General features: G+C 51.5%; 13 protein-coding genes. 9 read left to right on the top strand and 4 right to left on the bottom strand.

What is annotated here, in order from left to right; translation table 11 throughout:
• The first annotated feature begins 2 nt into the window (after positions 1–2).
• The 6 genes from INT21_RS03030 to INT21_RS03005 all read left to right on the top strand — a co-directional run bounded on the left by INT21_RS03030 (position 3) and on the right by INT21_RS03005 (position 6,490).
• Positions 3–593, top strand: coding sequence for a CvpA family protein (locus INT21_RS03030; RefSeq protein ID WP_193060580.1), 591 nt, complete (start codon positions 3–5; stop codon positions 591–593).
• A 167-nt stretch (positions 594–760) separates the two neighbouring features.
• Positions 761–2,284, top strand: a complete 1,524-nt coding sequence (gene purF / locus INT21_RS03025) for an amidophosphoribosyltransferase (protein WP_089038171.1) — start codon at positions 761–763, stop codon at positions 2,282–2,284.
• A 58-nt stretch (positions 2,285–2,342) separates the two neighbouring features.
• A complete protein-coding gene (locus INT21_RS03020; RefSeq protein WP_089038172.1) occupies positions 2,343–3,542 on the top strand; it encodes an O-succinylhomoserine sulfhydrylase in 1,200 nt (399 codons plus the stop codon).
• Positions 3,543–3,778: 236 nt separating this feature from the next.
• Complete coding sequence (locus tag INT21_RS03015) at positions 3,779–4,333, top strand: cytochrome b (RefSeq protein ID WP_193067557.1); 555 nt, start codon at positions 3,779–3,781, stop codon at positions 4,331–4,333.
• Between the two features lie 72 nt (positions 4,334–4,405).
• Positions 4,406–4,990: a YceI family protein gene (locus INT21_RS03010; RefSeq protein WP_193067558.1), complete on the top strand. Its 585-nt coding sequence runs from the start codon at positions 4,406–4,408 to the stop codon at positions 4,988–4,990.
• Between the two features lie 165 nt (positions 4,991–5,155).
• Positions 5,156–6,490, top strand: a complete 1,335-nt coding sequence (locus INT21_RS03005; RefSeq protein WP_193084841.1) for an MATE family efflux transporter — start codon at positions 5,156–5,158, stop codon at positions 6,488–6,490.
• A 6-nt stretch (positions 6,491–6,496) separates the two neighbouring features.
• Here the strand turns inward: INT21_RS03005 and INT21_RS03000 are convergent, their stop codons facing one another.
• The 4 genes from INT21_RS03000 to INT21_RS02985 form a co-directional block, all read right to left on the bottom strand.
• Positions 6,497–7,981, bottom strand: a complete 1,485-nt coding sequence (locus tag INT21_RS03000; RefSeq protein WP_193084840.1) for an NCS2 family permease — start codon at positions 7,979–7,981, stop codon at positions 6,497–6,499.
• Positions 7,982–8,231: 250 nt separating this feature from the next.
• The gene (locus INT21_RS02995) at positions 8,232–9,422 is read right to left on the bottom strand and encodes an amino acid aminotransferase (RefSeq protein WP_089038176.1); all 1,191 of its coding nucleotides are present in this window, start codon (positions 9,420–9,422) and stop codon (positions 8,232–8,234) included.
• A complete protein-coding gene (locus INT21_RS02990) occupies positions 9,423–9,761 on the bottom strand; it encodes a 4a-hydroxytetrahydrobiopterin dehydratase (protein ID WP_089038177.1) in 339 nt (112 codons plus the stop codon).
• A 28-nt stretch (positions 9,762–9,789) separates the two neighbouring features.
• A complete protein-coding gene (locus tag INT21_RS02985; RefSeq protein WP_193067683.1) occupies positions 9,790–10,689 on the bottom strand; it encodes a GGDEF domain-containing protein in 900 nt (299 codons plus the stop codon).
• Positions 10,690–11,000: 311 nt separating this feature from the next.
• Between INT21_RS02985 and cobA the strand changes: the two genes are divergently transcribed.
• The 3 genes from cobA (at position 11,001) to apbC (ending at position 14,010) form a co-directional block, all read left to right on the top strand.
• Positions 11,001–11,771: a uroporphyrinogen-III C-methyltransferase gene (cobA, locus tag INT21_RS02980; RefSeq protein WP_089040862.1), complete on the top strand. Its 771-nt coding sequence runs from the start codon at positions 11,001–11,003 to the stop codon at positions 11,769–11,771.
• 159 nt (positions 11,772–11,930) lie between these two features.
• Complete coding sequence (locus tag INT21_RS02975) at positions 11,931–13,055, top strand: kinesin (protein WP_193067682.1); 1,125 nt, start codon at positions 11,931–11,933, stop codon at positions 13,053–13,055.
• Positions 13,056–13,209: 154 nt separating this feature from the next.
• Positions 13,210–14,010, top strand: a complete 801-nt coding sequence (gene apbC / locus INT21_RS02970; protein ID WP_051626459.1) for an iron-sulfur cluster carrier protein ApbC — start codon at positions 13,210–13,212, stop codon at positions 14,008–14,010.

The raw sequence follows: 14,010 nt of genomic DNA, 5'->3' as shown, positions 1-14,010 counted from the left end.
TTATGGCACTTACTTGGATAGACGCGCTTTTCCTGGCGGTGTTGGCACTTTCCATGCTGGCCGGCTTTATGCGCGGATTTGTCAGGGAAGCTCTTGGGCTGGCCGCATGGGTAGTCGCATTGTTGGTAGCGCGCGTCTTGGCAGAGCCGGTAGCAGATCTAATGAGCGGGTTCATCGACAGTTTCGATGCGCGCTTAGTGCTGGCATTTATTTTAGTGATTTTTGCGGTCATTTTACTTTGCGGGATTGTGATCCGCCTTGTTCATGCGGCGGTAGAGTGGGTCGGTATGGGGTTGCTTAACCGCTTTGCCGGCGCTGCCTTTGGGCTTGCTCGTGGCGCTGTCATTTTATTGGTGGCAACCGTCCTTATTACACTAACGCCCTTGGCTGAGTTACAGGCTTGGCAAGAAGCTGAGCTACGGCCGACGTTTATTGAGCTGCGCGATTGGGCGGTAAGCCAGTTAGATCAATGGGAACGGGAGCTACCGCAAGCACCTGACTCGCTCCGCGATATTTCGTTGCCAGATTTCGGCGCTCAGGAAGAGCCAGTTCCACAGTCTTTTACGCCAACATCTGAAAATGGTGGCCAGTGAGTGCGCTGTTTAATGATGGCGCGACGTGATGTTTAGTTAGTAATACAGTTAGCTGCTGTCTACCAATGCCCGCTTTTGCGACCGAGAAATAGGCAGTGGCTTGCATTCGTTTGATGAACGTACGGGTTTGCTACGGTGAACCATGGCACTAAAGCGAGGTAACTTGAATGTGCGGTATAGTGGGCCTTCTGGCCAAGCAGGCGGTAAATCAGGGAATCTATGATGCTCTGACCGTACTTCAGCATCGGGGTCAGGACGCTGCCGGCATGATGACTTGGAGCGAGGGACGCTTCCTACTGCGCAAGAGTAATGGGCTGGTTCGAGATGTGTTCCATACCCGCCACATGGCTCGCCTAAAAGGTAACCTTGGCATTGGTCACGTGCGTTATCCAACCGCAGGTTCCTCTAGCGAAGCTGAGTCTCAGCCGTTTTATGTCAACTCCCCCTACGGTATTGCGCTGGCTCACAACGGTAACCTGACTAACTCTGATCAGTTAAAGCAAGAACTTTTCTCGACGGACCTTCGTCACATCAATACCAGCTCTGATTCTGAAGTGTTGCTAAACGTATTTGCCCATGAGTTGGGTAAACAGGGTTTGCACCTGGAAGCTGAGGATATTTTTGATGCCGTTCGTAGAGTGCACCGGCGCTGCAAAGGCGGCTACGCGGCGGTCGCGATCATTAACGGTTTTGGTATGGTGGCATTTCGGGATCATCATGGCATTCGTCCTGTAGTGTTTGGTACTCGCCAAAGTGACGAGGGGCAGGAGGTCATGATTGCTTCGGAATCTGTCGCCCTAGATGTCGGCGGCTTTGAGCTGGAGCGTGACCTTTCGCCCGGTGAAGCGATTTTTGTCGACATGCAGGGGCAGATTCATACTCAGGTCTGTGCTGATCGACCTGTGCTGCGTTCCTGTATTTTTGAGCATGTCTATCTTGCGCGCCCCGACTCTATTCTTGATGGTGCCTACGTGTATGGCACGCGTATGCAGATGGGGCGCAAGCTTGGCGACCGCATTCTTAATGAATGGCCTGATCACGATATTGACGTTGTTATCCCAATTCCCGATACGTCGCGCACTTCTGCCCTTGAGATGGCGCAGCACTTAGGGGTGACCTATCGCGAAGGGTTTATGAAGAACCGCTATATTGGCCGCACGTTTATTATGCCTGGCCAAACGCAGCGTAAAAAATCGGTGCGTCAAAAACTGAATGCCATTGATGTCGAATTCAAAGGCAAAAATGTGCTGCTGGTGGATGACTCTATCGTGCGTGGAACCACCTGTAAGCAGATTATTCAGATGGCGCGCGATGCAGGGGCCCGTAAAGTGTATTTCGCTTCTGCTGCTCCGCCCGTTCGCTACCCTAATGTCTATGGCATTGATATGCCTGCGGCAAAAGAACTGATTGCGCATGGCCGCACAGAAGAAGAGGTTGGTCAGCTGATTGGTGCGGATCGAATTTTCTATCAAGACCTGGAAGATTTGAAAGCGGCTTGCCGTGAGGTTAATCCTGAAATGGATGAGTTTGACTGCTCTGTCTTCGACGGCAACTATGTCACTGGTGACATTGATGATGCCTACTTGGCGGTGCTTGAAGCGAGTCGTAATGACGCAGCCAAAGATCAAAGTGCGGGTGATCATGCGCTAGTGGGTATGCATAACCAAGATGATGACGATCTTGACGACTAATGCCGCGGATTAATAGCTCGTATTACAACTTTTATTGACGTTTTAAAGGTGCTCAGCCATGCATGATGATAGTCACCAGGACGATTGGTCGCTAGAGACCCTTGCCATTCGCGCGGGCCATCACCGTACGTTTGAGCAAGAGCATGCCGAGCCCATTTTTCCCACTTCAAGCTTTGTTTACGAAAGCGCGGCTGAAGCCGCGCGCAAGTTTGGGGGGCAGGAGCCGGGCAACGTCTATTCACGCTTTACTAATCCTACTGTGCATACGTTCGAGCGCCGTTTGGCGGCGCTTGAAGGTGGTGAGCGGTGCGTGGCAACAAGTTCGGGTATGTCGGCCATTTTATCGACGGCGTTGGCACTGCTAAGTGCCGGCGATGAAATCGTTGCATCGCGCTCGCTGTTTGGTTCTACCGTGAGTTTGTTTGACAAATACCTGGGCAAATTTGGTATCACGACTCGTTATGTAGAACTATCTAACGTTTCTGCCTGGGAAGAGGCCATCGGCCCAAATACCAAGCTGTTGTTTGCGGAAACACCGTCCAACCCGCTGTCTGAAGTCGCGGATATTCCAGCATTAGCCGAACTTGCTAAGCGAAGTGGTGCATTGTTGGCGATTGATAACTGCTTCTTAACACCGGCACTTCAGCAGCCAATTGCGCTTGGCGCTGACTTAGTCATCCATTCTGCAACGAAGTATCTGGATGGCCAGGGACGTGCTATTGGTGGCGCGGTGGTTGGTAAACACGACGTGCTGGAAGAAGTGTTTGGTGTGGTACGTACTTGCGGGCCTTGCCTGAGTCCCTTTAATGCGTGGATTTTCACCAAAGGGCTTGAAACCTTATCGTTGCGCATGAAAGCACATTGCGAGAATGCGCTGACTTTGGCGCTCTGGCTAGATCAACACCCGGCCGTTAATAAAGTGCACTACAGTGGCTTAGAAGCCCATCCTCAGCATGCGCTTGCCAAAAAACAGCAGCAAGGGTTTGGTGCCGTATTGGGCTTTGAGGTGAAAGGTGGCCAGGAGGGAGCTTGGCAGGTCATTGACGCCACCAAAATGCTGTCTATAACGGGTAACCTCGGAGATGTTAAAACCACCATTACCCATCCAGCCACCACAACGCATGGACGTCTCTCCGATGTGCAGAAAGAAGCCGCAGGTATCGCCCCTGGGTTGATTCGCGTAGCGGTGGGGCTGGAAAGCCAGGCTGACATTCAGCGCGATCTTGCCGCTGGGTTGGATGCTTTGGCGGCTGGCTGAGCGATTCAAATAGCGTTTTGATAAGCCGGTCATTCGTGGCCGGTTTTTTTATTGCTTGCTTCGCTGACGGCATTTTTGTAACTACGGCATTTAGCAATGTTTTTAACAAACGTTTTTTACGAATGGTGTGTTCTGCTTTTTTCAGCAGTGTTTTGATCATTAAGACGGTATGCTTTAGGTAGAAATGTGCTTACAGCGGGCATGAACAATCGCTGTTTAGAACGAGGAAAGCAAGGATGTGGCGGAACACGCAGAGTGGATGGGGAGTCATTAGTATTGCTCTTCACTGGCTTAGTGCACTAACGATTGTGGGGTTGTTTGTTCTTGGCTGGTGGATGACAGATCTTGGTTACTACGATACATGGTATAACCAAGGGCCGTGGGTGCATCGCTCGATTGGTATCTTGTTGTTAATTGCTACCTTTGCTCGCTTGATATGGCGCTTAATTCAACCAACGCCTCATGCAGAGGGTAGTCGCTTTGAACGCCTAGCTGCCCATGCTGGCCACATAATGCTGTATGTCTTGTTATTGTTAGTGCTTGTTAGTGGCTATTTGATTTCTACCGCCAATGGGCGCGGAATTAGCGTGTTTGACTGGTTTGAAGTGCCAGCACTGCTTCACGGGCTTCCTGATCAAGCTAGTCTGGCAGGCGATGTTCACTGGTACAGCGCCCTGGCGCTTATGGTATTGGCTGCAGGGCACGCGCTAGCCGCGATGAAGCATCATTGGTGGGATCGCCACTCGACACTTGTGCGGATGGTTAACCCTGCTCATGGCCGCAAGCGATAATGGAATTTTTTTGTCCACTGCGCTGATAGTTTGCTCGTAGTGTTTATTAGGAAAATAAAGGAGATTTCCACGATGTTAAAGAAAACCGCTTTTGCTACTGCAATTGCCGCCGCTTCGCTAGCGACGTTCAGCCAAGCGCAAGCAGCAGAATATCAAATTGATACTGAAGGCCAGCACGCCTTTGTTCAATTCAAAATTAGCCACCTCGGCTTTTCCTATATTCTGGGTACTTTCGAAGAGTTTGACGGTCAATTTTCATATGACCCCGAGGATTTAGAAGCCTCTTCTGTAGAAATGGAAGTGCAGGTGGGCAGCCTGAGCACTAATCATGCAGAGCGTGATCGTCACTTCTTAAGCAGCGATTTTCTTGATGCCAGCGAATTTCCTACGGCAACTTTCACTTCAACAGGTTTTGAATCAACGGGTGAAAATGAAGGCGTCGTAACTGGTGAGCTAACGCTTCATGGTGAGACACAGGAAATTGAAATGCCTGTTACCTTGATGGGCGAAGGTGATGACCCCTGGGGCAATTACCGTGCAGGTTTTGAAGGAAGCACCATGTTAACGCTGGGTGATTTTGGTATTGATATGAGTGACTTCCCAGAAGCGATGCACGAGCTGGAGCTTTACGTGACGTTTGAAGGCATTCGTCAGTAAGCGAGCGTAAGCCGAAAGCGCCATCACCCTTGCCTGGGTGGTGGCGCTTTTGCGTTGGGAGTTACCAGAAACAACTTACATCTCGTAGGTTGCAAGTATTGTTAACTAGGTGGCGTTCACCGCTATCTACTCTGTTTTGAGGATTTCTCTTTGGCAGCGGTCATTATGCAGCAACGCGAGCTGGCGATAACCTTATGGCGTCAAACGTGGCCGATGGCCATTGGCGTGTTGGCGCTATTGGGTTTCCAGCTTGTAGATAGTGCTTTTATTGCCCGTTTGGGAACAGCGCCCTTGGCCGCTCAGTCGTTTACCTTTCCTTTGTCATTTCTGATTATTGGTATTCAAGTGGGAATGGGGATCGCGATTGCGGCGCTTATTTCCCGCGCCCTAGGCGCTGGAGAAGACGTTCGAGCGAAGCGGTTAAGCAGCCTTGTGCTAATTGCCGGTGGGCTTGTCATCGGCCTACTAGTCATCGCGCTTTGGTTTCTTCAAGTGCCCATATTTAGGCTGTTAGGTGCCGATGATAGCGCGCTGGTTTATATACGCGCTTACTGGGGGCCACAGCTATTTTCAGCTTGGCTAGGCGCGCTGCTCTATTTTATCTATAGCGTGTTTCGTGCTCACGGCGATACACGGCTGCCAGGTAAGATGATGGTGCTCAGTAGCCTTATTAACCTGGGATTGGACCCGCTATTTATTTTTGGTATTGGTTCTTGGCAGGGCTGGGGGCTAGCGGGCGCGGCTTGGGCGACCGCCATTGCATTTTTTGTGGGGCTGTTATTCAGCAGTATTAAACTAAAGCATCGAAAGTGGACGACGAATACCGCACTTTGGCAAGAAGCTAGGCGCTCGTGGCGGCTTTTTACCGGTATCGCTGCTCCCGCGATGGTTAGTCAGTTAATGCCGCCACTGGCGGCGATGTTGGCGATTGCGGCTGTTGCTAGCCTAGGAGATACCCAGGTGGCGGCTTGGGGGCTTGCCAGCCGTCTCGAAACGGTTTCGCTGATGGTGATATTGGCGATGACGATGTCGCTACCACCATGGCTTGGGCGTTGCTATGGTGCGGGCGACTGGGGACAGATTCAGCAGCTGATGCGCTTGGCAGTGAATGTCGCGTTGATATGGCAGCTTAGCCTGGGGCTGTTGCTGGCGCTGGCTTCACCCTGGGTGGCTATGGTGTTAGCCGGGAACCAGGAGGTGCAAAGTGAGCTCGCGTTGCTAATTCGCTTTTTGTTGCCAAGTTATGCTGCGCTGGGTGTGTGTATGCTGGTGGTGTCTGCAGGTAACGCGCTTGGCTGGCCACTTAGAGCAATGCTGCTTTCAAGCGCACGCTTGTTTACTTGCTATCTACCATGTTTATGGTTGGGTGCGCAGTTGTTTGGCTGGACAGGCTTAGCCGCTGGTGCGGCATTGGGTAACGTGTTGGCAGGTATGGTTGCTTGGATAGTGCTCAAGCGCATTTTATCCCGCCCGCATCGGCAGGCGGGATTCAGCAAGTAATGCCGTTTAGTGCTTCTTAGGGGCTTCCTGGAATGAGAAGTACATAAACAGTAATGCCATGCCCAAGTAACCCATGACAAATTCAGGCGCCGCGTTAAAGGCCAGTTTTGGGGCGTGCATCAGTCCTACAAATGAGAAGCCTGCGGCAATGGCGGCGAATGCGGCTGCACGCCGGAACTGATGGTCGATCACCGACACTGTCATTGCCCCTAGGAAGATGGCCATAAACATCGCACCTTGTCCCATGACAACAATGGCACTGGAAATATCGCTGACGACGTCACCAGCACCCCGGTTGAAGCGTGTCATCACGTAGTTGGCAAAGTAGGGCAGCATCGCCAGCGCAATGGCCGGATAATAGCGGGTATCGTTCGCTTGAAACGCAGTGGCTATCATCGACATGCCGACAAATACCAAGATAGGGGCCACTACTGAGACCGGAATAATGGCCGCTAAGGCAGCGATCAGGCCAAACATGGTGGCGAGGGCATAAACGGCACCGTTTAAAATGCTGTAGCCTCGTCCTGCGCCCATCCATTTCGCGCCCACCGTGGCGATATAAACAGTTGTCGGGAATACGCCGCCAAATAGAGCGCCGATCATCGTGCCTGCTCCATCCACTGCCTGGCACTCACGCACATCGTATTTGTCGCCAGCCGCTTCCATCGCTTCAACGTTATTCATGGTTTCAATAGCGTTATAGAGGGTGATGGGGAGCACGATGGTAAGTACCGCCAGCATGCCGCTAAACAGCAAGCCCAGCCCTTCATACCATGCCAAATTAGGCAGCAGGGGGTAGAACCCTAAATGGGTAAAAGCATCGCTAAAGCGTTCGCTGCCCGCATCGCCAATCAAATATGCCATCGCAGTACCGACCACAATGGCAAACAGCGATGTCGGTAGCTTAAACGGCATGCTGACGCGGGCCACAAGACCAACAATGATAATGCCGAGCACCAGCAGTCCAATGATAGGCATTTCCAAGGTCTTAAATAGCATCTCGCCGGCAATAAAGGTGAGTGCGACGCCAGCAACAGCGCCCAACATGGCGGCCCGTGGGAGGTGATACTGCACCCAGCGGCCAACGATGCTAATTAAGGCTTCTATTGCGCCACTAATAAAGCAGGCGGCCACGGCAACTTTCCAGGCTAACTCCGCGTCACCGGTTAACTGCTTGGCGGGGAGCAATACGCCGAATAGAAACACAAACATGACCGGTGTGGAGATGCCGTAGGAGAGCGCGGTGACATCACTGCGGTTTTCTTTTCGTGCGAGCCTAGCGGCACTCCATGCGTAATAAAAATTACCTGCCATGACTGCCACTGCGGCACCAGGCAACACCTGACCATACACAATGGATGTGGGGAACCCCATGCCCAGCATGGTAATTGCGATAATGACAAAGTTGGCAATATTGTTTTGAAACAGCGCGAAGAACGCGTCGGTGTCTTCTTTTTTGTACCACGGATAGTGAGTGCCGACAGCCGCCATGTTAGGCCTCTTAGTTATGGTGTGTTGTATACAAGGCTATGCTGAGTGTGCCGAAGATTTGACTGATCGGTCAAGCATTGCGTTGTAGCGGACGCCGCACGGGCGCCCCAGGCTCTGGCGGCAAGCGGGCAATTGTACATAACAATCGCTTGCCTGTTCAGTGGCTTATCTTCAATTCATCTACAAAAACGCCCAGGCAATTTGCCTGGGCGTTTTAGCTGTTGACACTAAGGTTAACAACTCACTGGCGTTATTCGTTAACGGCAGCGATGGCCTTAGCGAGGTAAGGTAAATTCTCGTGTGAGAATCCTGCAACGTTGGCACGGCCAGAGCGCACCATGTAAATACCGAACTCATCACGCAGGCGGTCTACTTGCTCCGGAGTTAAACCGGTGTAAGAGAACATGCCGCGCTGCTCTGCAACGCATGCATACTTTTCAGCAAGGCCGTAAGGCTTAAGGGCTTCAACGAAGTCGCGACGCAGCGTATTGATGCGATCACGCATTTCGGTCAGCTCTTCACGCCACATTGCAGACAGCTCAGCGTCGTGGAGAATTTCGCTAACAATCGCGCCGCCGTGGGCGGGAGGGTTAGAGTAATTCTCACGGGCCACAATGGCAGCCTGAGAGCGAACGTTCTCCATCTGCTCGGCGTCTTTTGCAATTAGGATCAAGCAGCCAGTGCGTTCGCAGTAAATGCCAAAGTTCTTTGAGCAGGAGCTGGTGATGATAACTTCATCAAGGTTTTCGGCCAGCAGACGAACACCATAGGCATCTTCGTCCAGGCCTTCCCCGAAACCTTGGTAAGCAAAGTCAACCAATGGCAGTAGTTTGCGCTCGCTCAGTACTGCCATTACTTCATGCCACTGATCTTTAGACAGGTCAAAGCCGGTCGGGTTGTGGCAGCAGGCGTGAAGCACCACAACGTCGCCTTCAGGAATCTTTTTCAGTGCCGCTAACATACCATCGAAATCAAGGCGGTTGTCAGCATCAACGTAGGGGTACTTGTGAAGCTCGATACCTGCAGCGGTGAAAATGCCGTGATGGTTTGGCCAAGTAGGATCGCTGACCCAGATTCCTTTTCCAGGAAGCTGGTGAGCAATAAAGTCAGCGGCTAAGCGTAGTGCACCTGTTCCACCAGGAGACTGGGTAGCGCTCGCGCGGTTGGCTTTCAATACGGAAGAATCTGCACCTAATACCATAGGCAGCACAGCATCACCGTAAGCAGGGGCACCGTGAGAGCCAATATAGGTCTTGGTGGTTTCATTCTTGAGCAGGCGAGCTTCTGCTTCCTTGACAGCGCGCATGACCGGCGTATTGCCTTGTGCATCGCGATATACGCCAACCCCTAAATCGACTTTCTGGGGATTGGTGTCTTTTTTGAAAGCTTCGATCAGCCCGAGAATGGCATCTCCTGGGACTCGCTCAATTTGCTCAAACATTTATTCGGCTACCTCGTCGGTTCTGGCGGCAAGAATGAAATCATTAAGATGCAGGCCCTTTATTGCATGAGACCACCATGTCACGGTGGTTTTACCCCACTCAGTAACAATGACAGGATGGTGCCCAGCCTGCTCTGCTATATCGCCAACGCGCTGGGTGAATGCCAGGGCATCGGCAAAGTTGCGAAACGTAAACTGTCTCGTCAGCTTCATGATGCCATCGTGGTCAACAATCTGCCACTCTGAAAGCGCTGCTAGATGGGGTTGGCATGCGCTATAAGTGAGCGGTATGGCATTACCACTGCAAGGTTCGCAGGTTTTCTGAGCTAGCGTTGTCATGGGTTGCCTCCTTTGGGTATTGCTCAAATCAGGATAGAAGGCATACGCAGTCGCGACCAACCTCTTTCGCGCTGTATAACGCTTGATCAGCGCGCTCTATTAAGTTGGCTAAAGGCTCACCGCACCGATACTCCGCTACACCAATGCTCACGGTTACTTGGCCGGCACCGATTCCAAAATCGTAGCTTGAGATGGCATGCCGGAGACGGTCAGCGAGTTTATGGCATTGTTGCAGCGGTGTAAGCGGCAACACGACCATAAACTCTTCACCGCCAAGTCTTGCCACCATATCTTCGCAGCGCAGGAGTTGCTGAGTTTGCACGGCAAGTTGTTCAAGTACGCTATCGCCCTGCAAGTGTCCCCAACGATCATTGAGCTGTTTAAAATGATCTATATCTACCATCATGATAGATAAAGGCGTCCCATGCCGCGTGCTTAATGAGGCTAGGTGCGTTAAGTGCACCATGAGTTTGCGACGGTTAGGCAATCCCGTTAAAGGGTCGGTGTCGCAGAGTTTTCTTAGTCGCTGCTCTTCAGCGACTTGATCAGTAATATCCATCATGATGCCGCTCCAGCGAACACCATTGGATGCCGGGGAGGGGTTAGCACTTACCGCAATCCAGTGCGGCTTTCCTTTAGGGAAGGGGAGGCGGAAGCGAGTCGTGAGCGGTAGCATCCAGCGTGCAGATCGCTCAATAGATGACATTATTTTGGGGTGATCGTGACCGGTTAGGTGTTCAATAAGTTGGCCAGCGTCATGCGCTAATTGTTGTCGGTCGATGTGTGCCAGCGCCTCGTCCCCGCCTTCCAGGTAGGGAAAGTGCATACGGCCGCAGTGTGATCGATAGAATTGAAAAATAACCCCAGGTATCTGGGATATCAGGCTATCAGTACTTTGCGGTACTGGGGCTGTATCATTCACGAGCATGCGTGAAGCTCCAAAGCATATGCCAAATAAAAGTTAATCGTAAAGGTTAGCCCTAAAAACGTAACTAATATGTAAGCCATTACTGACAATGCTTGCTTTTTTTAAAATCAATTGATCTATATATATTCTATAAAGGAATTTTGGTGTGACGTTCAGTGTCTTCCATAGAAACTTTGGCGCGACACAGGAAGGCCTATTGCTTTTTAATAGATTGGATCATTTTTTATTGTCGGGGTGTTTCTTTGAGCGAAGTAAAAGCAGCCACTATAAAGACAGGCCACTCGGCTAGCGCTCAAAAAGTTGGCGGTGGTTTGGTAAGTTTGGTCGGTGCTGGCCCAGGGGATCCAGAGCTATTGACGTTGAAAGCGTATAAGCGGCTTCAGGTAGCAGAAGTGGTGCTCTACGACCGCCTCGTTAGCGATGAAGTGCTAGCCCTGATTGGGCCTAAGGCTGAGCGGTTTTACGTTGGCAAGGCGAAGGCGTTGCACAGCGTCCCTCAAAATGAAATTAACCAGACATTGGTGGCTTGGGCCAGGCAAGGTAAGCAAGTTGTGCGTCTCAAGGGGGGAGATCCCTTCATTTTTGGCCGAGGTGGAGAAGAATTAGAAACGCTCATGGCTGAAAATGTGGTGGTAGAAGTCATCCCGGGTATTACAGCGGCATCCGGTTGTGCCGCTTATGCGGGCATTCCTCTGACACACCGAGACCATGCGCAGTCGGTTCGCTTAGTCACGGGCCACTTGCAACATGGAGAGAGCACGCTTGATTGGCAAGCGTTAGCTAGCCCTGGACAAACCTTGGTATTTTATATGGGGCTGAGCAACTTAGAGGCCATTTGCCAGGCTTTGATGGACCATGGTCTCGCATCCAGCACCCCTTTGGCGCTGATTGAACAGGGCACAACACAGCACCAATGTACGCATATTGGTTCTTTGCAACAGCTGCCTGAAGCATTTCACCAAGGTGAGATTACACCGCCTACGTTATTGATTATTGGTAGTGTTGTGTCGTTACACGCCACGCTTTCTTGGTTTGAGGTTGCCGCTGCGGATGCGATAGGCTTTAAGGAAAGTAACCACTAGGCTAACCAACAAGCGGCTAACCGTATGGGCCGTTAGTCATATACGTTGTTCGCTGGCTAGATGTTGCTAGATGTGTATGCTAGTAAAAGAATGTCAGGTGCTAAATGTCTATCAACGCTGCTGATATCGGTAGCCTAATAAAGAAGAGAGGGACGCAGTATGCCAGAAGCAAACCACTCGGATAATCAAGCGCCAGCGAGTAAGCCAGACATGAAAACGCTGTTTAAAGACAACCGTGTCAAAGGTATTGCTGGTATTGCCGCCATTGCTGTTATTTGGGCAATTATGGCGCAATCGAACTCGGGCACACGGCAAGAGCGTGTCGAAACGTTAGAGGGCCAGTTAGCCAGCGTCGAGCAAGATAATAACCAGCTTAGCCAGCGAATTGCGGAAGTTGAGCAAGCTGAGACCGATTTAAGTGCAATGCGTGAGGAAATGGCATCGCTGGAAGAACAGCAGGCTCAGGCACAAAGCGATCTAGAGTCCGCTCAGGGTGAGACAAATGCGGTGCAATCGCGTCTTGAAGAACTAGTCGCCGAGCGTGATGCACTTCAGCAAGAAGTCGATGCGTTAAGCGAGCAAGTAGAGAGCGCTGAAGCTGACCTGCAATCACTAAAAGAAGAACGTGATCAAGTGGTAAGCGCGCGAGACCAAGCTGAGTCTGCTCGCCAGGAAGCTGAAGAAGCTCGTCAAAGTGCCGAAGAGTCCCGCCAAGAAGCGGAGTCGGCACGTCAGCAAGCTGAACAAGAGCGTCAGGAGGCCGTTGACGAGCTTCGTGCCGCTCAAGAGGAACTGTCGGGTTTAGAAACCCAGATTAGTGAAGCTAGCGAACAGCTGTCCGGTACTGAGGAAGAGGTGTCAGCCGTTCAAAGTGAATTAGATAATTTGCAAAGCGAGCGTGACTCGCTCACCAGTGAGCGGGATGAGTTGCAAAGCGAGGTTGATTCGTTAGCTCAACTGCGTGAAGAAGAGCAACAGAGCCTCGACCAAGTGCGCAGCGAGATGGATGATCTCATGGTCGCGCTGGATATTGGTCGTGAAGAAGTAGCCAATGTTGAAAGTGATATTGAAGCCCGTGAAGGTCAGCTTGCACGCCTGGAAACCCAGCTTAGTGACTGGCGTGACGAGCTTTCTTCGTTGGAGGGTCGCTTACATGTAAACGATGCGGCGAATGACGAAGTGCCTTCTTTGACAGATGAAGAGAGTGACAGCGCTGATTCGAATGGTTCTGAGCAAGCTGAAGAAGCAAGTTCTGAAGAGCAGGGCCAACAAAACAGTAACTGATCTATACACTTGATCGTGCGCTGATTGCTAGCGTAATAAAGCGGATGTAGGCAGCCCCTGCATCCGCTTTTTGCATGTTGGTTTAGAAATGGGCCGCCTAGGAGTATCATTCAAACCACGGATAGATTAGTCGCAATAGACAGGAGTGCCATTGATGGACGGTGTAAAACATATAGTAGCAGTGGCATCGGGGAAAGGTGGAGTCGGCAAATCGACCGTTACTGTGAACTTGGCACTAGCGCTTTCTGCCCAGGGGTATCGTGTTGGCGTACTGGATGCTGATATTTACGGCCCTAGCCAAGCGCAAATGCTGGGTGTTAAAGAAGGCGTGCGGCCTCAGGCGACGGAGGACAATAAGTTTCTGCCGCTAGAAGCGCACGGCCTTCAAGCGATGTCGATGGCCTTTATGGTTAACACCCGTGAGGCGATGGTCTGGCGTGGCCCGATGGTCGTTGGTGCGTTTCAGCAAATGCTGACACAAACCCAATGGGATAATCTGGATTTCCTGCTGATTGATATGCCGCCAGGTACCGGCGATATCCAGCTGACGCTGGCGCAAAAAGTGCCTGTTTCAGGCGCCGTGATTGTCACCACGCCTCAGGATATTGCGCTCCTTGATGCCCGCAAAGGCATTGAGATGTTCCGTAAGGTCAATGTGCCAGTGCTTGGCGTGGTAGAGAACATGAGTCTTTATCATTGTGAAAATTGCGGCCACGAAGCGGCTATTTTTGGTACCGGTGGCGGCGATCGCATCGCGGAAGAGTATGATACGACAGTTCTTGGGCGGTTGCCGTTAACGCTCTCTATTCGTGAGCTAGCTGACTCTGGTCGCCCCAGCGTGATTTCTGAACCCGATAGCTCAGTGAGTCGCACGTTTGCAGATATTGCCAAACAAGTGGCGCAATCGGTAAATGCCAGCCATAGCGGCGGCCCCACTATTTCTTTTAGCGAGTGA

Origin of the sequence: Halomonas sp. 3F2F (genome assembly GCF_014897805.1) — a bacterium.
Lineage (GTDB): Bacteria > Pseudomonadota > Gammaproteobacteria > Pseudomonadales > Halomonadaceae > Vreelandella.
Note: the sequence above shows the minus strand (reverse complement) of the source record. Positions and strands in the feature narration are given on the sequence as shown.